This window comes from Geothrix oryzisoli (genome assembly GCF_022808865.1).
Lineage (GTDB): Bacteria > Acidobacteriota > Holophagae > Holophagales > Holophagaceae > Geothrix > Geothrix oryzisoli.
Genome location: NZ_JAKZLB010000003.1, coordinates 182,828 through 202,953, shown reverse-complemented (window position 1 = coordinate 202,953; position 20,126 = coordinate 182,828). Strand labels below are relative to the sequence as shown.

21 protein-coding genes and 4 tRNA genes are annotated in these 20,126 nt (G+C 68.2%); 6 read left to right on the top strand and 19 right to left on the bottom strand.

The window, feature by feature from the left end:
* Positions 1–5: 5 nt before the first annotated feature.
* The 15 genes from rplA to frr form a co-directional block, all read right to left on the bottom strand.
* Positions 6–698, bottom strand: a complete 693-nt coding sequence (gene rplA / locus MLE43_RS09135) for a 50S ribosomal protein L1 (RefSeq protein ID WP_243303373.1) — start codon at positions 696–698, stop codon at positions 6–8.
* Positions 699–829: 131 nt separating this feature from the next.
* Entirely contained in the window at positions 830–1,261 is a 432-nt protein-coding gene (gene rplK / locus MLE43_RS09130; protein WP_243303371.1) for a 50S ribosomal protein L11, read from the bottom strand.
* A 175-nt stretch (positions 1,262–1,436) separates the two neighbouring features.
* A complete protein-coding gene (gene nusG / locus MLE43_RS09125; protein ID WP_243303370.1) occupies positions 1,437–2,075 on the bottom strand; it encodes a transcription termination/antitermination protein NusG in 639 nt (212 codons plus the stop codon).
* A 13-nt stretch (positions 2,076–2,088) separates the two neighbouring features.
* Positions 2,089–2,283, bottom strand: a complete 195-nt coding sequence (gene secE, locus MLE43_RS09120; RefSeq protein ID WP_243303369.1) for a preprotein translocase subunit SecE — start codon at positions 2,281–2,283, stop codon at positions 2,089–2,091.
* Positions 2,284–2,352: 69 nt separating this feature from the next.
* Positions 2,353–2,428 (bottom strand) — tRNA-Trp (locus MLE43_RS09115).
* A 54-nt stretch (positions 2,429–2,482) separates the two neighbouring features.
* The gene (rpmG, locus tag MLE43_RS09110) at positions 2,483–2,632 is read right to left on the bottom strand and encodes a 50S ribosomal protein L33 (RefSeq protein WP_026853109.1); all 150 of its coding nucleotides are present in this window, start codon (positions 2,630–2,632) and stop codon (positions 2,483–2,485) included.
* Positions 2,633–2,661: 29 nt separating this feature from the next.
* A complete protein-coding gene (tuf, locus tag MLE43_RS09105; protein ID WP_243303368.1) occupies positions 2,662–3,855 on the bottom strand; it encodes an elongation factor Tu in 1,194 nt (397 codons plus the stop codon).
* A 53-nt stretch (positions 3,856–3,908) separates the two neighbouring features.
* Positions 3,909–3,983 (bottom strand) — tRNA-Thr (locus MLE43_RS09100).
* A 72-nt stretch (positions 3,984–4,055) separates the two neighbouring features.
* Positions 4,056–4,131, bottom strand: a tRNA-Gly gene (locus tag MLE43_RS09095).
* A gap of 65 nt (positions 4,132–4,196) precedes the next feature.
* Positions 4,197–4,283 (bottom strand) — tRNA-Tyr (locus MLE43_RS09090).
* A 180-nt stretch (positions 4,284–4,463) separates the two neighbouring features.
* Positions 4,464–5,189: a 23S rRNA (guanosine(2251)-2'-O)-methyltransferase RlmB gene (rlmB, locus tag MLE43_RS09085; protein ID WP_243303367.1), complete on the bottom strand. Its 726-nt coding sequence runs from the start codon at positions 5,187–5,189 to the stop codon at positions 4,464–4,466.
* Positions 5,190–5,191: 2 nt separating this feature from the next.
* Entirely contained in the window at positions 5,192–6,565 is a 1,374-nt protein-coding gene (locus tag MLE43_RS09080; protein ID WP_243303366.1) for an OmpP1/FadL family transporter, read from the bottom strand.
* Between the two features lie 111 nt (positions 6,566–6,676).
* Positions 6,677–6,964, bottom strand: a complete 288-nt coding sequence (locus MLE43_RS09075; protein ID WP_243303365.1) for a hypothetical protein — start codon at positions 6,962–6,964, stop codon at positions 6,677–6,679.
* 43 nt (positions 6,965–7,007) lie between these two features.
* Positions 7,008–7,781 (bottom strand): TSUP family transporter, encoded by a 774-nt coding sequence (locus MLE43_RS09070; protein ID WP_243303364.1) that lies wholly within the window; start codon positions 7,779–7,781, stop codon positions 7,008–7,010.
* Positions 7,782–7,785: 4 nt separating this feature from the next.
* Positions 7,786–8,361 carry a ribosome recycling factor gene (gene frr, locus MLE43_RS09065; RefSeq protein WP_243303362.1) on the bottom strand — a complete coding sequence of 192 codons (576 nt, stop codon included), beginning with the start codon at positions 8,359–8,361 and terminating at the stop codon, positions 7,786–7,788.
* 361 nt (positions 8,362–8,722) lie between these two features.
* Here frr and MLE43_RS09060 point away from each other — a divergent pair, with 361 nt between their 5' ends.
* Both MLE43_RS09060 and MLE43_RS09055 read left to right on the top strand, forming a co-directional pair.
* Positions 8,723–9,625, top strand: coding sequence for an alpha/beta hydrolase (locus tag MLE43_RS09060; RefSeq protein ID WP_243303361.1), 903 nt, complete (start codon positions 8,723–8,725; stop codon positions 9,623–9,625).
* Between the two features lie 24 nt (positions 9,626–9,649).
* On the top strand, positions 9,650–10,060 hold the full coding sequence (locus tag MLE43_RS09055) for a hypothetical protein (RefSeq protein ID WP_243303359.1): 411 nt from the start codon (positions 9,650–9,652) through the stop codon (positions 10,058–10,060).
* Between the two features lie 23 nt (positions 10,061–10,083).
* Here the strand turns inward: MLE43_RS09055 and aceA are convergent, their stop codons facing one another.
* A complete protein-coding gene (gene aceA, locus MLE43_RS09050) occupies positions 10,084–11,358 on the bottom strand; it encodes an isocitrate lyase (protein ID WP_243303358.1) in 1,275 nt (424 codons plus the stop codon).
* A 154-nt stretch (positions 11,359–11,512) separates the two neighbouring features.
* Here aceA and MLE43_RS09045 point away from each other — a divergent pair, with 154 nt between their 5' ends.
* Entirely contained in the window at positions 11,513–12,955 is a 1,443-nt protein-coding gene (locus MLE43_RS09045; protein ID WP_243303357.1) for a helix-turn-helix domain-containing protein, read from the top strand.
* On the opposite strand, the gene MLE43_RS09040 is transcribed toward MLE43_RS09045, so the two are convergent.
* The 3 genes from MLE43_RS09040 to purM form a co-directional block, all read right to left on the bottom strand.
* Positions 12,956–14,053 carry an acyltransferase family protein gene (locus MLE43_RS09040; RefSeq protein WP_243303356.1) on the bottom strand — a complete coding sequence of 366 codons (1,098 nt, stop codon included), beginning with the start codon at positions 14,051–14,053 and terminating at the stop codon, positions 12,956–12,958.
* Positions 14,054–14,099: 46 nt separating this feature from the next.
* Positions 14,100–15,854 (bottom strand): NAD-dependent malic enzyme, encoded by a 1,755-nt coding sequence (locus tag MLE43_RS09035; protein WP_243303355.1) that lies wholly within the window; start codon positions 15,852–15,854, stop codon positions 14,100–14,102.
* Between the two features lie 162 nt (positions 15,855–16,016).
* Positions 16,017–17,051: a phosphoribosylformylglycinamidine cyclo-ligase gene (gene purM / locus MLE43_RS09030; RefSeq protein ID WP_243303354.1), complete on the bottom strand. Its 1,035-nt coding sequence runs from the start codon at positions 17,049–17,051 to the stop codon at positions 16,017–16,019.
* A 92-nt stretch (positions 17,052–17,143) separates the two neighbouring features.
* Between purM and folE the strand changes: the two genes are divergently transcribed.
* The 3 genes from folE to MLE43_RS09015 all read left to right on the top strand — a co-directional run bounded on the left by folE (position 17,144) and on the right by MLE43_RS09015 (position 19,925).
* Positions 17,144–17,707 (top strand): GTP cyclohydrolase I, encoded by a 564-nt coding sequence (gene folE, locus MLE43_RS09025; protein WP_243303353.1) that lies wholly within the window; start codon positions 17,144–17,146, stop codon positions 17,705–17,707.
* 86 nt (positions 17,708–17,793) lie between these two features.
* Positions 17,794–19,743 (top strand): fibronectin type III domain-containing protein, encoded by a 1,950-nt coding sequence (locus MLE43_RS09020; RefSeq protein WP_243303352.1) that lies wholly within the window; start codon positions 17,794–17,796, stop codon positions 19,741–19,743.
* On the top strand, positions 19,740–19,925 hold the full coding sequence (locus MLE43_RS09015; RefSeq protein ID WP_243303351.1) for a tunnelling fold family protein: 186 nt from the start codon (positions 19,740–19,742) through the stop codon (positions 19,923–19,925). Before MLE43_RS09020 ends, MLE43_RS09015 begins: the two co-directional genes overlap by 4 nt.
* Positions 19,926–20,126: the final 201 nt, after the last annotated feature.

Sequence of the window (20,126 nt, the reverse complement as noted above, 5' to 3'; positions counted from 1 at the left end):
GCCTCCTACTTCTCAACGCTTGTGGTGTTGAGGGTGACCGAGGGGCCCATCGTGGAGGCGATGTACATCGTCTTCACATACTTGCCCTTCGCCGTAGCGGGCTTGGCCTTGTGGACGGCATCGATGAGCGCCTTGGCGTTCTCTTCCAGCTTCTCGACGCCGAAGGAGAGCTTGCCCACGGGCGCGTGGATGATGCCGGTCTTGTCGACCCGGTACTCCACCTTGCCGGCCTTGATCTCCTTGATGGCCTTGACCACATCGAAGGTCACGGTGCCGGTCTTGGGGTTGGGCATCAGGCCGCGGGGGCCCAGCACCTTACCCAGTCGACCGACGCCCTTCATCATGTCGGGGGTCGCGACCAGGGCATCGAAGTCGAGGAAACCGCCGGCGATCTTCTCGACCAGCTCGTCCCCGCCCACGATCTCGGCGCCCGCCGCTTCCGCTTCCTTGATCTTCTCGCCACCCGCGATCACAGCCACACGCATGGTCTTGCCCGTTCCGTGGGGCAGGACGATCGTGCCGCGGACCATCTGGTCCGCATGGCGGGGATCCACACCGAGCCGCATGTGCACTTCAACCGTCTCGTCGAACTTGGCGTAGGCCGCGTCCTTCACGACAGTGAGCGCATCCTTCAGCTCATAGGGGCGATCTTCGATCTTGGCCGCGGCAGCCCGGTACTTCTTTCCAGGTTTTGCCATATTGGCTCCATTCGAACAATCTCCCGCGATGACGGTCGCGGTGGCCGGGATCGCCGCACGGCGCGGCTTTCCAACAAAAGCGAACTGCTGAAAAAGAGACTCGCACGGGCCCGGGGCCCGTGCGGAAAACGTCAGTCGATGACTTCGACGCCCATGGAGCGGGCGGAGCCGGCGATGGAGCGCACGGCGGCTTCGAGGCTGCCGGCGGTGAGGTCGGGCATCTTCACCTTGGCGATCTCGGCGAGCTGCGCCTTGGTGATCTTGCCGACCTTCTCCTTGTTGGGCGTGGCGCTGCCCTTGGGCAGGCCGAGCTTCTTCATGATCAGCACGGCGGCGGGCGGGGTCTTCAGGATGAAGCTGAAGCTGCGGTCGGCGTAGACGGTGATGACCACGGGGAGGGTGGTGCCCTTCTCCACGGAGCCCACGGACTTCGCGTTGAACTGCTTCACGAATTCCATGATGTTGACGCCGTGCTGGCCCAGCGCGGGACCGACGGGAGGAGCCGGGGTGGCCTCGCCCGCGGGCAGCTGCAGCTTGATATAGCCGGTGATCTTCTTCGCCATGTGATTGCTCCCGCGGTGGATTCCGGCATCTGCCGGCAACGGCCGCCTTGGTGGGTGGGGATCCATCGGATCGCCCAGCCGGGTTGAAAACGTCCCGGTCCAGACGGACCGGGACGGGACAGTTTATCTGAAAGGCCGGGAAAAGTCTTCAGGGGATTGAGGGAAAGCCGTTCCCCTACCTCTTCTCGACCTGGATGAAGTCCAGCTCAACGGGGGTGGATCGCCCGAAGACCGTGACCATGACCTTGATCGTGGAGCGCTCCTCGTGGATCTCTTCCACGTCGCCCTCGAAGTTGGCGAAGGGGCCGTCGATGATGCGGACCTTCTCGCCCTTCTCGAAGTGGTACTTCGGCTTGGGCTTCTCCTGGGTCTCTTCCGTGTGGTGCATGATCTGGCGGACTTCCTCGTCCGTCAGGGGCGTGGGCCGCTTCTTGTTGGCCCCCACGAAGCTGGTGACCTTGGGCGTGTTCCGCACCAAGTGCCAGTCGGCGTCCGCCATCTCCACGGAGCCGCCGGGCTTGCGCTCCACCTGGATCTGCACCAGCAGGTAGCCGGGGAAGGACTTGCGCTTCTTGACGACGCGCTCCTTCTTGCCCGACTTCGCGTCGACCTTCATCTCCTCGTAGGTCTCCTCGGGGATCTGGATGTCCCCGAAGTTCTCGTCGCGCTCTTCCATCTTGATGCGCTGGCGGAGATGCTCCATCACCTTGGCTTCATAGCCCGAGTAGGTGTGGATGATGAACCACTTGAGCTCGCGACCCTGAGGCTGGGCCGGAACCACCGTGTCCTGAGGGGTGCTCACGAGATCGGTCATGGCTGCCTCCGCTTCAGCGCGTCTTCAACCACAGGGCCGCGAAGCCCTTGGTGAAGACCCAATCCACGGCCCACAGGTAGACGCCGACGAACACAGAGACGATCACCACCGTCCAGGTAGAGGTCAGCACTTTCTCCTTGCTGGGCCAGTCCACTCGGTCGAGTTCTGCGAACAGATCCCTGGCCTGCTGCTTGATGGCGCCAATCACGATGGACCCCGCGGAAAGGATTCGGTGAGAAAAACCTGGCCCCGAGCGAAAGCGCCGGGGCCGGGAAGGTGGCAGGGGAGACAGGGTTCGAACCCGCGACCTGCGGATTTGGAGTCCGCTGCTCTACCAGCTGAGCTACTCCCCTGTGGGACCGCCCGGCTTCTGGTGGGAGCCGGGCGGAAACCCTCGGGACCGGAGGCTACTTCGCCTCGCGGTGGACCCGGTAACCGCCACAGAAACGGCAGAACTTGTTGAACTCAAGCTTGCCTGTGGTGGTCTTCTTGTTCTTGGTGGTGCTGTAGTTCTTGCGCTTGCAGTCTTGGCACTGCAGGTGAACGATGTCGCGCATGGGAACCTCCTAGGTCGGGCGGAGCGGCTTTAGGCCAGGATCTCGCCCACGTTGCCGGCGCCCACGGTGCGTCCACCCTCACGGATGGCGAACTTCAGGCCCTTGTCCATGGCGATGGGCTGGATCAGCTCGACCGTCAGGGTGACGTTGTCGCCGGGCATCACCATTTCGCGGCCGGCCTCGAGCTCGATGGAGCCGGTCACGTCGGTGGTGCGGAAGTAGAACTGGGGACGGTACTTGTTGAAGAACGGGGTGTGGCGGCCGCCCTCTTCCTTGGTCAGCACGTACACCTGGGCGTTGAACTTGGTGTGGGGGGTGATGCTGCCGGGCTTGGCGAGCACCTGGCCGCGCTCCACGTCCTTGCGCTCCACGCCGCGGAGCAGGATGCCGGCGTTGTCACCAGCCTGGCCCTGATCCAGGGACTTGCGGAACATCTCGACGCCGGTCACGACCTTCTTGACGGTGTCCTTGAGGCCGATGATCTCGATCTCCTCGCCGACCTTGACGATGCCCTGCTCGATGCGGCCGGTCACCACGGTGCCGCGGCCGGTGATCGTGAACACGTCCTCGACGGGCATGATGAAGGGCTTGTCGATGGCGCGGACGGGATCGGGGATGTAGGCGTCGACGGCATCCATGAGCTCAAGGATGCACTTGCAGTCGGCGTGATCGGGGGTGTCGGCGTGATCCAGGGCCAGACGGGCGGAACCCTTGATGATGGGGATCTCGTCGCCGGGGTACTGGTAGGAGGACAGGAGGTCGCGGATCTCCATCTCGACCAGCTCGGCGAGCTCGGGGTCGGCGATGTCGATCTTGTTCATGAAGACCACGATGTAGGGCACGCCGACCTGACGGGCGAGCAGGATGTGCTCACGGGTCTGGGGCATGGGGCCGTCGGTGGCGGCGACCACGAGGATGGCGCCGTCCATCTGGGCCGCGCCGGTGATCATGTTCTTCACGTAGTCGGCGTGACCAGGGCAGTCGACGTGCGCGTAGTGGCGCTTCTCGGTCTGGTACTCGACGTGGGCGGTGTTAATCGTGATCCCGCGGGCCTTCTCTTCGGGCGCGGAGTCGATCTGGTCGTACGACTTGGTCTCGCCGCCGAACTTCTTCGCGAGGATGAAGGTGATGGCTGCGGTCAGCGTCGTTTTGCCGTGGTCCACGTGGCCGATGGTGCCGATGTTGACGTGGGGCTTGGAACGGTCAAATTTCTCTTTGGCCACGGATACCTCCTGAGGGGTGGGAGAGAAGTAATGGGGGGTGAACAGTGCGAAGGTGGAGCCCACAACCGGGCTTGAACCGGTGACCTCTTCCTTACCAAGGAAGTGCTCTACCGCTGAGCTATGTGGGCTTGGTACCTTCCCGCCGGTGCGGAACGCGGCGGGGGCCTTGCCGTCAGCCGGAAACCGGCGGACGGGGAGGGTGGAGCGGGAAACGGGGTTCGAACCCGCGACATTCAGCTTGGAAGGCTGACGCTCTACCAACTGAGCTATTCCCGCGGTGGAAACCCGAGTACGGGATCCAGCGCTCCCGAATCCCGCAGAGAGCTGGGATTCCGGAGGACTGGTGCCGAGAGAAGGATTCGAACCTCCGTAACGCGATGCGTGGCAGATTTACAGTCTGCTGCCATTAACCACTCGGCCATCTCGGCATGCTTGTCCGTCGCCCCTCCCGGGGCTTGTCAATGCTTCCCGGTGGACCCGGGAAACTCCCCTCGGAACCCCTGTCGGGGCTCCGTGTCAGGGGCGCTGCGAGGCAGGGCTTTCCTGACAGGGAACTCGAAAGATATCACGCACCCAGAGGAGCCTCAAGGGGAAACTTCCGGACTCGCTCACGCCTGCCGCCGGGCCAGGACGCGGAAGAGCGTCACCGCCGCGGCCGCTGAGACGTTCAGGCTCTCGATGCCGCCGGGCATGGGGATGAACAGCAGGCCATCGCAGCGCTCCCGGATCTTGAGATGCAGACCCTCGCCCTCGGCTCCCATCACCAGGACCGTGGCGCGATCGAAGGGCTCCGCCAGGTAGTCGCGGCTACCCTCGCCCGCGGCCAGCCCGTAGATCCAGGCGCCGGCGGCCTTCAGATCATCCAGGGCCCGGCCCAGGTTCACCACCCGGCACACCGGCACGCGGCCCGCGGTGCCCGCGCTGGCGCGGATCACGGTCTCGTTCACGGCCGCGGAGCGCCGTTCCGGAAGGATGACGCCGTCCACGCCAGCGCCGGCGGCGGAGCGCAGGATGGCCCCCAGGTTGTGGGGATCGGTGACGCCGTCCAGCGCCAGCACCAGGGCCGCATCACCCCGGCTCCGGATGCGGGCGGCGACTTCCTCGAAGTCCGCATAGGCGAAGGCTCCGCCCTCCCCCAGCACGCCCTGATGCCGCTGTCCCTGGGCCCGGCGGTCCAGGCCCTCCATGGGCTCGCGGTGGAGGACCACGCCTGCACTGCGGGCTTCGGCGATGAACTTCGCCAGCCTGCCGAAGGCCGCGGGCGCGATCCAGACCGTGTGGAGTTCGCCCCGGGCCAGGGCCTCTTCGCAGGCATGGGGGCCGAGGTAGCGCACGGCTAGAAGGACTTCCGGAAGCCCAGGGCCATGATGTGCCCCATGCCCTCCATGCGCACACGGTTGATGGGCGTGGGCTCGAACCCCGAGGCGGCCCAGTCGCCCGTCAACCGCCGCGTGTCCTGGTCCTCGCTCTGGCGGAACTGGTAGCCGATGCTCAACTCCCCGCCCCAGACCTTGTACCCGGCGCCGATGGAGAAGGCCGCGGTCCGGGCTCCGCCCAGCAGCGGTTCGGCCGTGGATTCATCCACCGAGCGCTGGTCGAGGAACAGCCCGCTCCGCAGGGTCCAGAACTTTCCGAGCTCCACTTCCACAGAGGCGCCGAAACCAAGGTGGCTCTTGCCCTGGGGCAGCTCCGCCGGGGCAGTCACCGGACCCGAGGGGGTGGCCACCTGGGCGAAGGCGGGCATCCGCAGGCCCGCGGAAGTCCAGCGGAGATCCGCTTCCCAGGTCACCATCGGGTGGGCGCGGTGCCGGATGCCCAGCGTCGTCTGGGAGGGCAGTTCCAGCGTGCCCGAGCTGCCCTTCACGGGCGTCGAAGCCGCCAGCAGCTCGACGGCCCGGGGCGCCACACCGATGGGCGCCGCGCTGAGACCGTCGTTGGCGTAGAGGCCCAGGCTCGCGTCCCGGTAGCCCGCGTGGAGGTCGAGGTCACCCTTGAGGCCGGACTGGTGCGCGGCGGCCAGGGTCCAGCGCGGGTTGAGGGCCCAGCGGAAACCCAGCGAATAGCTCGGAACCACCTTGTTCCCGCTCTGGGCCACCCGCTGCTCCACCAGGCCCTGCACCGGGTTCGTCGCCGACACGGGGTCCGAGGGGACGAGGGGCACGCCGAGGCGCATGACGCTGCTGGACTCGAAGCCGAGGCGGGCCACGCCGAGCCCCAGGCCGATGGACATGTTCGGGTTGAGGGTCCAGGCCGCCTGCCCTTCCAGGCGGCGGGCGGACAGGTCGATGCCGTCGCCGAGGTACCGGCTGGGGGCGTCGTCCAGGAGCCGCGCGTGACGGAGGAAGGGCTCGTCCAGCTTCAAGCCGAGGGTCAGCTTGGGCGAGAGCCGCGTGGCCAGGCCGAAACCGCCGATGGCGCGGTTGCGGTCGAAGCTGAAGACGGTCCGCTGGTTTGCTTCCAGGCTCTGCTGGATGCCCGAGAACTCCATCCCGGCGGCGAGGTAGAAGCTGCTCTTCTCCCGCAGCGAGGCCAGGAGGGCCGGGTTGGTGGTGGCCGCCTCCAGGCTGTAGCCGTAGGCCACCTGCACCCCGCTGCGGGCGATGCCCACGGGATCCACGGCCGGAAGGGCCATGCTCTGGGCCGCCAACGGCAGGGCCGCCGCGCCCAGCACCAGTCCAGCCCCGATCACTCCACGAACGACCTGCGCCATATCGACCCGCCTCCGAGACACGCTTCTTGAATGGCCCGAACCCGGAAAGGGTTCAAGCCCAAGGCTCCAGGATCGCCAAAAGAGCTCGATTCACCAAGCAGAGTGTTCCGGCTAGTGCTCGGACTCCCCCATGAAGCGCACCAGCAGCCGGTCCACCAGCTCCCAGACCTCCAGGAGGGCCGCCAGGCACATCACCAGCCCGAAGCCCAGGGCCAGGGCCCGACCCCAGGGCCCCATGAGGGCCCGGCAGAGGTCCGGCCAGTGCCAGAACGCCGGGGGCAGCTTCAGCCGGCCGTAGAAGGCCAGGGTGGAGAGCAGCATCCCCCCCCACAGCAGGTAGAAGAAGCGCAGGGTTCGAATGAGGACGTCCCAGGCGAAGGGACGGGGACGGGAGGGCATCGCACTAGCCTAGGCGGCCGCCGAGGGAATTGGAATGCCCGTTTCAGCCGTGGAGCACCTGCCAGCCCAAGCGCAGGATCAGAGCCCCCACCACCCCGATGAAGACGCCCCGGACCCAGCCGCTGCCCTTGTTGAGGGCCACGTGGGCGCCCAGGTAGCCCCCCACCCCGTTCGCGGCGGCCATCCCCACGGCCACGGAGGGGAGCCAGCTGCCCTGCCAGACGAAGAGCCCCATGGCGGTGATGTTGGAAGCCCAGTTCACGCTCTTGGCCAGGGCGGACGACCGCAGGAAGTCGAACCCCAGGACCGCCACGAACAGGAAGATCAGCACCGAGCCCGTGCCGGGGCCGAAGAACCCATCATAGAAACCCAGCGCCAGGGCGATGAGCGCCGCCAGGCCCCGCTGGTGGTGGAGACCGTACCGGGGCGCGTGCAGGTTGCCCAGCTCCGGCTTCAGGAGGGTGAAGGCCAGCATGGCCACCAGCAGGCCCAGCATGACCGGCTTCAGGAAGTCCGCATGGACCCGGTAGGTGAGCCAGACGCCCCCCGAGGCCCCCAGGGCGGAGGCGAGTACCGGCACCACCATCTCCCGCCAGGCCAGGGCCCCGGACCGCAGGAACTTCCCCGCCGCCATGGTCGTGCCCGTGACCGCCACCACCTTGTTGGTGCCCAGCAGGGTGGGCAGCGGCGTGCCCGCCGGCAGCCCGATCAGGAGGGCCGGCACCGTGATCAAGCCGCCCCCGCCCACCACCGCATCGATGAACCCCGCCAGCAGCGCGGCGAGCATGAGGAGGGCGAGGGTGGGAAGACCGATCACCACCTCAGACTTTCAAGATCTCCACTTCCTTGTGCTTCAGGGCCTCATCGATCTCCTTGGTGTGGACGTCGGTGAGCTTCTGGATGTCGTCCAGGGCCTTCTTGGCGGCGTCCTCGGAGATGTGGCCCTCCTTGGCCTTTTCGAGCTTCTTCACTTCCTCGTTGGCGTCGCGGCGGATGTTGCGCACGCCGGTCTTGATCTCCTCGCCCAGGCGGTGGAGCACCTTCACCAGCTCCTTGCGGCGCTCTTCCGTGAGCATGGGGATGGGCAGGCGGATCACGTTGCCGTCGTTGCCGGGGTTGATGCCCAGGTCGGACTTGAGGATGGCCGTCTCCACGGCCTTGATGGCGCTCTTGTCGAAGGGGGTCACCACGAGCATGCCGGCTTCGGGCACGGACACCGTGCCCATCTGGTTCAGGGGCACCATGGAGCCGTAGTACTCCACATGCACGTTGTCCAGCAGGCTGGCATTGGCCCGGCCCGTGCGGATGGTGGCCATCTCCTTCTTGAGCGCCTCCACGGACGCATGCATGCGGCGCTTGGTTTCCTGCAGGATGGCATCGGGGGTCTGGGCGGACATGGGCACCTCGAAAGAGCGGAAGCTTTCTTTTATACCCTAGAGTGCCTAACAGAACCCCCACGGGGCCGCGGGAGAGGCGCCGGGCGAGCGAGGCAAGGAAAGCGACGAAGGCGATGGTGGACCCCACCGCCGAGGAGTTTGACGCAGCATCGAGAAGCCCGCCGCCCCTCGCCCGGAGGGAGAAAGCCAGGCGGGCGCCCCGCGTCGTCAGCGCCCTTGAACGATGAACCACATCGCCCTGCGGGCCCTTCCTTTCGGCGCATCCCGCCTGGCTTTCTCGCGGCCTCGTCGGGGTTTTGTTAGGTACTCTTAGAGACCCAGGAACTCGGGTGCTACAGTAGGGCACTTCTGCGAGGTCACCATGCGCGCACTCCGTCTGCTGGCTCCTCTGGCGGCCCTGATCGTGGCCGCTCCCCTGATTCCCACCTTGGCCGCTGCACCGGCCACCACCGAGATGGCCCTCACCAGCGCCGATGGCTTCGCCCTCAAGGGCACGCTGACCCTGCCCGCCACGGCCAAGCCCAAGGCCAAATCGCCGGTGGTGATCCTCGCCCACCAGTTCGGCTCGAACCGCGCCGGCTGGGCCCCGCTCACCGAGAAGCTCCTGGCGCGGGGCATCGGCGTGCTGGCCCTGGATCTCCGCGGCCACGGCGACAGCGCCCTGAAGGCGGGCGCCGAGGTCCGCGTCACCACCGACTTCCCGGCCTCCGCCAAGGCCGTGGGCTTCGACAAGATCCCCGCCGACCTGGCCCAGGCCGCCACCTGGCTCCGCAAGCAGCCGGGCGTGGATGGGCGCCGCCTCGGCCTGGCGGGCTCCAGTGTCGGAGCCTTCGCGGTGCTCCTGGCCGCCCCGGAAGTGAAGCCCGTGGCCATCCTCAGCCTCAGCCCCGCCGGCACGGGTGCCTTCGGGGACAGCGCCCGGGACCGCCTGAAGGGCGCCGTGCTCCGCAGCCGTCCCTCCGTCCTGGTGCTGGCCTCCATGGACGACAAGGACGCTGCCGAGAACGCCCAGGCCTTGAAGGACCTGCCTGGCGTGGCCGTGGACCTGAAAGAAGGGGGCGACCACGGGTTCGCCTACTTCAAGGACTGCTCCGACCTCATGGCCGTCTACTTCGGCGAGTACCTCACCTACCACCACACCGGGAAGCGCTATGCCGAGGCCCGGGCCAAGGGTGCCGCCCCCGCCCCCGCTTCGCCGGAAGGCATGACCGGCGGACCGGCCCCGGCCGAGAAGAAACCCACGGGCGGCCCCGCCCCCAAGTAGTCCCTCCTCCCACCCGGAGGTACCATGTCGGCTCCCTGGACCCAGGTCCCCGCGCTGCTCCTGCTGGCGGGGCTGGCGGCCTGCGGCGGTCCGAGGCGGCTGGAGACCACCCTGGCGGGCCGACGCGTGGAGCAGCTCACGGCCCTGGCGCGGAAGCAGGACGGCCGCTGGCGGGTGGAGCTGCTCCTGCCCGTGGGCCACTGGCGGGCGGAGACCGCGGAGGGACAGGACCTGGAGATCCTCCCGGGCGAACCGAGGGCGACCCTCCGCTGGACGGTCGCCCCCGATCGCTGGGCCCAACAGGACCGGCCCTTCCGCTTCGACCTGGTGGGTGAGTCGGGCCTGCGGCTCTCCCTGGCCGTGCGCTACCCCAACACGGTGCCGGGCCAGAGCCTGGTGCTGGACGTCTTCCGGGCCGTGTCCGGAAAGCCCTAGCGTACCAGGCCTGGCTCTGCGCTTCAGCGGAACTGCTGGGCCTCGGTGGAACCCACCAGGGCCAGGGTGGAAGCCAGGCCACCGCTGACGGCCTGGGCGACTTCGTCGAAGTAGCCGGTGCCGACCTCCCGCTGGTGCTTGGTGGCCGTGTAGCCCTGGGCCTCGGCGGCGAACTCGGCCTCCTGCAGCCGGGCGTAGGCGGTCATGTGCTCCGTACGGTAGGCATGGGCCAGCTCGAACATTCCGAAGTTCAGGCTGTGGAAGCCCGCCAGGGTGATGAACTGGAACTTGTAGCCCAGGGCGTTCAGCTCCCGCTGGAAGGTGGCGATCTCCTCGTCGGAGAGCTTCTTCTTCCAGTTGAAGGACGGCGAGCAGTTGTAGGCCAGCAGCTTGCCGGGGAACTCGGCGTGGACGCCCTCGGCGAACTCGCGGGCCTCCTTCAGGTCGGGCGTGGAGGTCTCGCACCAGATCAGGTCGGCATAGGGCGCGTAGGCCTTGGCGCGGGCGATGGCCATCTGGACGCCGCCGGTGATGCGGTGGAAGCCCTCGGGCGTGCGCTCCCCCGTGAGGAAGGGCCGGTCGCGCTCGTCGATGTCGGAGGTGATGAGGCGGGCCGAGTCGGCGTCCGTGCGGGCGATGATGAGGGTGGGCGTGTCCATGACGTCCGCCGCCAGGCGGGCCGCCACCAGGGTGCGGATGAAGTGGCCCGTGGGGATGAGGACCTTGCCGCCGAGGTGGCCGCACTTCTTCTCGCTGGAGAGCTGGTCCTCGAAGTGGACGCCCGAGGCGCCCGCCTCGATCATGCCCTTCATCAGCTCGTAGGCGTTGAGGGGGCCGCCGAAGCCGGCCTCGGCGTCCGCCACGATGGGCAGGAACCAGTCGCGGCTCACGCCGCCCTCACCGTGCTCGACCTGATCGGCCCGCTGGAGGGCCCCGTTGAGGCGCTTCACCAGGGCCGGAACGGAGTTGGCGGGGTAGAGGCTCTGGTCCGGGTAGGTCTGGCCCGAGAGGTTGGCGTCCGCCGCCACCTGCCAGCCGGAGCAGTAGATGGCCTTGAGGCCGGCCTTGGCCATCTGGACCGCCTGGCCGCCGCTGAGGGCGCCCAGGGCTCGGGTGGGCTCCTCGTTCTGGAGCAGCCTCCAGAGCTTGCGGGCCCCCAGCTTGGCCAGGGTGTGCTCGATGCGGAGGCTGCCGCGGAGCTTCTTGACCGTCTCCGGGCCATAGGGCCGGGTGATGCCCTCCCAGCGGTGCGCCTGGAGGTCGTCCTCGATGGGGGGGATGGGGAACTTGGGGGTCATGGGGCACCTCAGGTGGGGGGTTGGGGGTGGCGTGATGTCAAAGATTGACCTATTCTGTGGTGAGTCAATGAACAGCTGATTTGATAGGGGTTGAATTGAAAATATCTGTCAATTCTCTCCATTGATTTTGTAAATTGATGTAAACGAGGTCCCCATGCCCTCCGCCGCCCCCAGCAAGCCCGCCGCCCGCCTCGGCGCCAAGATCCGCCTCCTCCGCCGCCAGGAGGGCCTGAGCCAGGTCCAGCTGGCGGAATCCCTGGGCATCAGCCCCAGCTACCTGAACCTCATCGAGGGGAACAAGCGCCCCCTCACCGCGCCCCTGCTCATCCGGCTGGCCCAGCAGTTCCACCTGGACCTGCGGGCCCTGGCCCCGGAAGAGGACCAGCGCCTGTCCGACGACCTCATGGAGGCCTTCGGCGATCCCCTGTTCGAGGCCCTGGGACTCCAGGCCCAGGATGTGCGGGAGCTGGTGCAGAACAGCCCCACCCTGGCCCGGGGCGTCTTCGAGTTGTACCGCGCCTACCAGCACAGCCAGGACAGCCTGGACACGCTGGCCGACAAGCTCAGCGACGGGCAGGGCTTCGACCCCGAGGCCACCCGGCTGCCCTCGGAGGAGGTGGGCGACTTCATCCAGCAGGCCATGAACCACTTCCCGGAGCTGGAGACGGTGGCGGAGGAGCTCTGGACCAGCGCCGGCCTGGACGCGGACCAGCCCTACCCGGCCCTCGCCGCGGCCTTCGAGGCGCGGGACGTCCAGATCCGCATCCACCGCGTCTCCGAGGGCCCCGGCCTGCTGCGCCGCTACGACCCCGACCGCCGGATCCTCAGCCTGTCGGAGCTGCTGCCCCAGCGGAGCCGCACCTTCCAGCTCGCCCACCAGCTGGCCCTGCTGGACCACGGCGACCTGCTGGACCACCTGGCCGACCACCCGCTCCTGCGCACGCCCGCCTCGCGCGCCCTGGCCCGGGTGGCCCTGGCCAACTACTTCGCCGGCGCCGTGCTCATGCCCTACGACCGCTTCCTGCGGGCCGCCCGGGCCGAGCGCTACGACATCGAGATCCTGGCCCGCCGGTTCCAGACCAGCTTCGAGCAGGTCTGCCACCGCCTCACGACCCTGCGGCGGCCCGGCTCCGAAGGCGTGCCCTTCCACTTCCTGCGCATCGACATCGCCGGGAACATCTCCAAGAGCTTCTCCGCCTCGGGCATCCGCTTCGCCCGGTTCTCGGGCGCCTGCCCGCGCTGGAACGCCCACGCGGCCTTCCTCACACCGGGCCTCATCCGCACCCAGCTCAGCGAGATGCCGGACGGCCGCAAGTACTTCTGCATCGCCCGCACCATCCAGAAGGACACCGGCGGCTACCGCGGCCAGCACGCCATGCAGGCCCTGGGCCTGGGCTGCGAGATGGGCCACGCCAAGGAGCTCATCTACGCCGACGGCCTGCGCCTGGACCAGCCGCCGGTTCCCGTGGGTGTCACCTGCCGCCTCTGCGAGCGCACGGACTGTGAGCAGCGCGCCTTCCCCCCCATGCAGCAGGCCTTCAAGGTCGAGGAGAACCTCCGCCGCACCAGCTTCTACGCGCGGATCGGCGGGAGCTGATCAGCCCTTCGCGCCCCGCCCCAGCCTACCCAGGGGCTCCTCGATCCAGCGGTGGACCGCCCGGGCCGCCACGAGGGCCAGGCCCAGGGCCAGACTGAAGCCCAGGAGGCCGGAGGCCCGCGGGGCCACCAGCTTCATGGTGAAGGGGTGCAGCAGGTAGATGCCGTAGCTCCAGGCTCCCAGGCGGGTGAGCTGCCTTCCGAACCAGCCCGGCTCGCCATCCCGCGTGAAGGCAGCCAGCGCCACCAGCCCCGTCACCGCCAGCAGGTAGCCGTAGCGGTGCCAGCCCGTGAGGGCCGCCAGGTGATCGAAGAACTGGGGCGTGGGCTTGATCAGGAACCAGACCAGCGGCAGCGCCAGCAGCAGTGCGAGCTTGGGTTCCAGCCGCTTCCCCGTGGCGGCGTGCAGGCCCGCCAGCAGGGCGCCCCAGGCTAGGAGGAACAGCTGGTTGGGCGCCAGAACGTAGGTATGGAACCGGTTCCAGAGGGGCTGCTCCATCACGCCGTGCAGGGTCGAAGGCAGGCTCCAGGCCCAGAGGCCCAGGGCCAGCGCGCCGAGAAACCAGAGCCCGCCCTGCTCGCGCAGCCAGGCCAGGGCGGGATAGGCGAAGTACAGCAGGGCCACCAGCCCCACATACCAGCCGCCGGTCACCAGGGCGTGGTTGGGATGGATGGCGCCGAAGGTCAGCGTCAGGTTCTCGAGGATGAACCGGAGCGAGACCTCGGGGCCCATACCCAGGCGGAAGGCCACATTCAGGGCGCAGACGAGGTAGAACACCGGCGCCAGCCGCAGGAAGCGGCGGAGGTAGAACCGGCCCGGCCCCTCCTTCCGCACGCGGCTCCAGGGCGTGGTGCGGAACAGCACGAAGCCGCTCAGCACGAAGAAGGCCGATACGCTGTAGTTCCCCAGGCGCGCCATGGCGATGTTCGCGCCCCCGCCCGACTGCGAGATGTTGAACCACACGCCCAAGTGGTACACCGCGACGCACACCGCCAGGATGCCGCGCAGAGGGTCCAGCAGGCCGAGGCGGGTGAGACGGGCTGCCACGGGTGGGCTGGTCAGGACGATCCTCCGCTGGGTGATGAGCCAGTGGACCACCGATGGCCCGCCTTGACCACCCTCCGATGGACCGGCCCAGCGGCGCTCAGGCCAGCGTCACCTCCTGGTGCCGCTCGTTGGCGGGCTCCGGCGCAGGATCCGCCGGCAGGTAGCAGGGGTTCCACATGGCCGCCGCGATGGCGCCGGGGATGTCCTCGTCCGCCAGGGGACGGACCGCCACGCCCATTTCCCGGGCTTCCCGCACCACGGCCGCGGCCACGTGGGCCGTGACCTCCCGGATCCGGCTGGCGGAGGGGAAGAGGCTCCCCACCGACAGGTCTTCGGGCCGGACCTCTTCCGCCAGCTGCCGGGCGGCGGCGGCGAACATCCCGTCGGTGACTTCACAGGCCTCGGCCACCAGCACGCCCAGGCCCACGCCCGGGAAGACGAAGACGTTGTTGCTCTGGCCGATGCGGTACTCCCGGCCTTCGTACGACACCGGTTCGAAGGGGCTGCCCGTGGCCACCAGGGCCCGGCCCTCCGTCCAGGCCAGCACATCCCGTGGCTTGGCCTCCGCCTTGCTGGTGGGGTTGGACATGGGCAGCACCACGGGGCGCTCCACCTGGGCGGCCATCGCGCGGATGGCCTCCTCGGTGAAGGCGCCGGCGGTGCCGGAGGTGCCGATGAGCATGGTGGGCTTGAAGGCCTTCACCACGGAGAGGAGGTCCCGCTTCTGGCCGCGGCCCAGGCCCATGCGCTCGGCCAGCGCCACCGGCCAGGCGAACTCCCGCTGCAGCGGATCCAGGCCGGGATCGTCCTCCACCAGGAGCCCCTGCACATCGAGGTTGGCCATGGCCAGGATGAGGTCCTCCCCTTCGAGGCCTTCGCGCCGCAGCGTCGACCGCACCAGGCGGGAGATGCCGATGCCCGCCGCGCCGGATCCCAGGAAGAGGACCCGCTGCCGCCGGAGGGGCGTGCCCGTGGCCCGCGCCCCGGCGATCAGGGCCGCCACGCCCACCGCCGCCGTGCCCTGGATGTCATCGTTGAAGCTGGTGAGCACCTTCCGGTAGCGGTCCAGCAGGTGGAACGCGTTGAACTTCTTGAAGTCCTCCCACTGCAGCAGGGCCTTGGGGAAGGTCTGGCGCACCGCATGCACGAACTCGTCCACCAGGGCGTCGTACTCGGGGCCCCGCAGGCGGCGGGAGCGCCAGCCCAGGTAGAACTCGTCATCCAGCAGGTCCAGGTTGTCCGTGCCCACATCCAGGCTCACGGGCAGGGTCTGCCAGGGCGGGATGCCCGCGGCCGCGGTGTAGAGGGCCAGCTTGCCGATGGGGATGCCCATGCCCCCCACGCCCTGGTCGCCCAGCCCGAGGATGCGCTCGTTGTCCGTCACCACGATGAGCCGGATGTCATCGAAGGCCGCGTTCTTCAGCACCTGCGCGATGTGGCCGCGGTGCTCGGGCGTGATCCAGATGCCGCGCGCACGGCGGAAGATGTGGCTGAACTCCTGGCAGGCCCGCCCCACGGTGGGGGTGTAGACGATGGGAAGGTACTCCTCGATGTGGTCGATGAGCACCCGGTAGAACAGGTGCTCATTGCGGTCCTGGAGGGCCGCCAGCCCGATGTACTTCTCCAGGGGATCCTGCTTGCGCTGGATGCTGGCGTGCACCCGCCGGGCCTGCTGCTCCATGCTCGTCACCGAGTGGGGCAGCAGCCCCTCCAGCCCCAGGGCCAGGCGCTCCTCCTGGGAGAAGGCCGTGCCCTTGGTGTACATGGGGTTGCGCAGGAGCCGCACGCCGCGGAAGGGCACGGCCAGACGCTTCCGTCCGCTGGGTTCGCATTCCACACCGAAGCGTTCCATGAGACCTCCTCCCCCGGGCCGCGGCTCCGCACGGCCGAAAGCCATGCGGATCACGCGCCTCCCCCATCGGAGGTCAAGCCCAGCGGACAAGGGCGGCGGCCGGGAACCCGGACAACGCCCCAATATGCGTTCCCCGGTCCGGCTCAGCCAGTAATTGACGATCTATCGGTAGCGAACGCTTCCGGCGCCCGTCACCAGGCGGCCCAGCACCCAGGCCGGTTCCTCCGCCTCGTGCAGGCGGGCCAGGACCTCGGCGGCCAGCTCGGGCTTCACCACCAGCACCATGCCCACGCCCAGGTTCAGGGCCTGCCGGGCGTCGTCGAGGCCCAGGCCGCCCTTCTCCATGAGGAAGCGGAACAGGGCCGGGATCTGCCAGCTGGCGGTGTCGATCTCGGCGTCCAGCGTCTTGGGCAGCACGCGGGGGAGGTTGTCGGTCAGGCCGCCGCCGGTGATGTGGGCCATGGCCACCACCTGGTGGGCCTTCACCAGGGGCATGACCGGCGCCAGGTAGCTGCGGTGGATGGCCAGCAGGGCCTCGACCACCGTCCGGTCCGTGCCGGGCACGGTGTCGTTCACCTCGAGCTTCTCCAGCTCGAAGCAGACCTTGCGGGCCAGGGAGTAGCCGTTGGTGTGGAGGCCCGAGCTGGGCAGGCCGATCAGCACATCGCCCTCGGCCATGGCGTCGAGCCGCGGCAGCAGGTCGGCCTCATCGACCACGCCCACGATGGTGCCGGCCACATCCACCTCGCCCTCGGCATAGACGCCGGGCATTTCCGCCAGCTCGCCGCCGATGAGGGCCGAGCCCGAGTTCTGGCAGGCGGTGGCCATGCCCTTGACGATCTGCTCGATGACCTCAGGCTCCAGCTGCTGGGCGGCGATGTAGTCCAGGAAGAACAGCGGCCGGGCGCCCTGCACGAGGATGTCGTTGATGCAGTGGTTCACCAGATCCTGGCCCACCGTGTCCCAGATGCCGGCCCGCCGGGCCACCTTCATCTTGGTGCCCACGCCATCCATGCTGCTGACGAGGATGGGCTTGGCTTCGGGGAACCGGGCGTCGTACAGGCCGCCGAAGAGGCCGATGTCGCTGCGGACGCCGGGGGTCTTGGTGGCTTTCACCAGGGGCTTGATGCGCTTCAGGGCCTCGTCCTGGCGGTTGATGTCCACCCCGCTGGACGCGTAACTGACCTTCTCGCTCATCGCCAACTCCCGAATCCCCCATGATCCCACAGGCCGCATTTCAGGCCGATGCCAAACCTTCCCGGGCCGCCCGGGCGTAGACTGACCGGACCATGGCTGATTCCCCCGCCCCGTCCTTCGACCGCGCCGCCTCCGAGGCCGCCGTCCGTGCGCTGCTGCGGGGGCTGGGGCAGGATCCGGACGCGCCGGAGTTGAAGGACACGCCCTCGCGGGTGGCGGACTTCTGGGCCGAGCGGCTGGCGGGCTACGGGGTGGACCTGGGGGCCGAGCTGAAGCCCCTGCCCGGCGACCTGGCCCCCGTGCCCGTCATCCTCGAGCGCATCCCCTTCGTGAGCACCTGCGAGCACCACCTGGCCCCCTTCGAAGGCCACGCCACCGTCGGCTACCTCCCTGGGGCGGGCGGCACCGTGGGCCTCAGCAAGCTCGTGCGCGTGGTGCAGGCCTACGCCTGGCGCCTGCAGGTGCAGGAGCGCATGGCCCAGCAGATCGCCGACGCCCTCCAAGCCCACCTCCGCCCCGCCGCCTGGGGCGTCCAGCTCGTCGCCGTCCACACCTGCATGGCCCACCGCGGCGTGAAGACCCCCGGCGTCCCCGTGCGGACCACGCTGATGGGCGGGAGCTGGGAAGCCAATCCGCCCGCACCGTTCAGGGCCTGAAAACCGACCGTTCAGGGTCAGGCCGGCCCTGAAGACCGGGGAGGTGAGTATGCTTACCCCGCTGTCTCTCCCTTCGAGGTCCTCCCATGAAACGAGCCTGGGGCTTCGCTCTGGCGTTCTGCCTGTTCCTGATCGGCTGTGGCGGGGGCGGTGGCTCCTCCAGTCCCGCCGCCCCGGTCGCTCCCCAGCTCAGCGCCACCTACGACCCGGCCCAGACTCAGATCACGCTCACCTGGACCCAGGCCTCGGGCAACATCGACGGCTACAACCTGGAGTTCAGGGTTGGCTCGGGGACCTATACCCTGATCAACTCGAGCCCAATCTTCAGCAGCGCGACCACGGTGATCCTGACCTTCAAGGCGACGCCCCCGGAACTGACAACCTTCGACTTCCGGATCTACACCGTCGCGGGGGGCGTGAATGGGCCGTATTCCAATGTCGCTGAGATCAAGACCCCCTTGCTCCCCCCGACCTATCTGACTGCCACTTATTCCCTGGCGGACGGAGGGATCCTCATCACGTGGGAGACGCTCTCCCTGCTCACGGACCGCTACGTCCTGGAACGCGCCACCTGCGACACCGCCGGCGCTCCCACCGGAGCCTGGGCCAGTCTTTCCCTGCCGAACCCGGCCGCCACCAGCTTCGTGGACAAGGCCGTGGCCGAATCCCAGGGCTACCTTTACCGTGTCACCGCCTGGTCCGGAACCACCTCCAGTACGACGAGGGGACCGAGCCTGCGGGCCGCCCCCCCGCCCCTGGCGCCGACCGCCTTCGCCGGCCAGGCCCTTCCCGGCGCGGTGGGGCTCACCTGGGTGAACCAGAGCAGGACCGCGACCCAGATCCAGATCACCCGGGTGGCTTCCGGCGGCTATGGGCCCACGGTCCTCGTGGCGACTCTCCCCGGTACGAGCACCTCGTTCCAGGACACCAGCCTGCCCCTCGGCTACTACCTCTACACCATCAGCGTCTCCGACGGCCAGCAAGCGACCACCGGCCCGACCCTCTACGCCGCCCCCGCCAATCCTGCCAATGCACCAAGCCTGACGGCGACCGTGCAGACAGCCGACCTGTCCGTGGGCTGCTTCGCCCTCTCCCCCGACGGACTCTGGGCTCTCGGCACGAGTTCCCCCTTCACAGTCCTTCCCGCCCCCTGGGGCACCTGGCCTGCCTGGGCGCCACCTGCCAGCGTGTACTACGGCCTAAAGGATCCCCTGCGGCTGGACGCCCAATCCCGGCCTCATGCCCTCTACGCGATCCAGACCGCGTCGGCGACGGCCCTGAACCACGCCTGGTTTGACGGGAGCGCCTGGATCACCGAAGTGATCGCCCAAGCGCCTTTGACGGACACCCTCTCCTTCGCCGGCCCCTACTGGCTGGACCAGACCGGCAGTCCCCAGGCGCTCCTGTACACGGCCGCGGGCCTGCGCTACACCCGCAAGGTGGCCGGAGCCTGGGTCCAGGAGGACATCGACCCTTCGAATACCCTCGCGGGGACCTGGCACCTGTTCCTCGATCCTTCGGGTACCCCTCACGTGCTGCTCACCACCCTGGCCGACAGCCGGGAATACAGCCGGAATGCAGATGGCACCTGGACCCGCCAGATCCTGCCCAACACCATGAGCACGTTCGTCAGTGTCCACTTCGAGGATGGCGTGTGGGCGGACGCGAACACCGCCTGGGTCTTCTACAAGATTCCCGATGTGAACAACCTCGCGAACGACGCCCTCTGGGCCATGCAGAAGGTGAATGGCGCCTGGCAACAGCCGGTTCTCCTGACATCGTTTCCATCCACGGGCATCTCCGATTCGCCCTCGGTCGCCCTGTCCCCCGACGGGTCGAGGGTCGCAGTGGCCTTCGCCCAGAAGAACGGGCTGTTCCTTTTCACCCAGCCTGCCCAGGGCTGGGTCGAGAGCCTCGTGCCGGTTCCCTCCGTCGACTCCCCCCTCTACAAGGCCTCCTTCGATGGCGGGAACCACCTGCACATCCTGGTGAAGCCCTCGTTCTTCTCCACGGACCTGGTGGATTCCCACGAATGACAGCCCAGCCCACCGCCGACGCCCTCCAGTTCCGCCTCCGCCAAGCCGCCTGGGGCGTCCAGCTCGTCGCCGTCCACACCTGCATGGCCCACCGCGGCGTGAAGACCCCCGGCGTCCCCGTGCGGACGACGCTGATGGGCGGGAGCTGGGAAGCCAACCCGCCCGCACCGTTCAGGGGCTGAATCGGCACCGTTCAGGGATTTCCGGGCGTAGATGACCCGGGACGCAGGTATGCTGGGCTCGCGTTTTCAAAACTAAGGAAAGCCCAAGCCACTATTCGATCCATCGACCTGAGTACGGGCCGATGGCTTTGATTCATACCGAATCAAGGATCCACCCAGCAGGAAGGTCATTTAATTAAAAGTTAGGCCGTTCATTCAGAG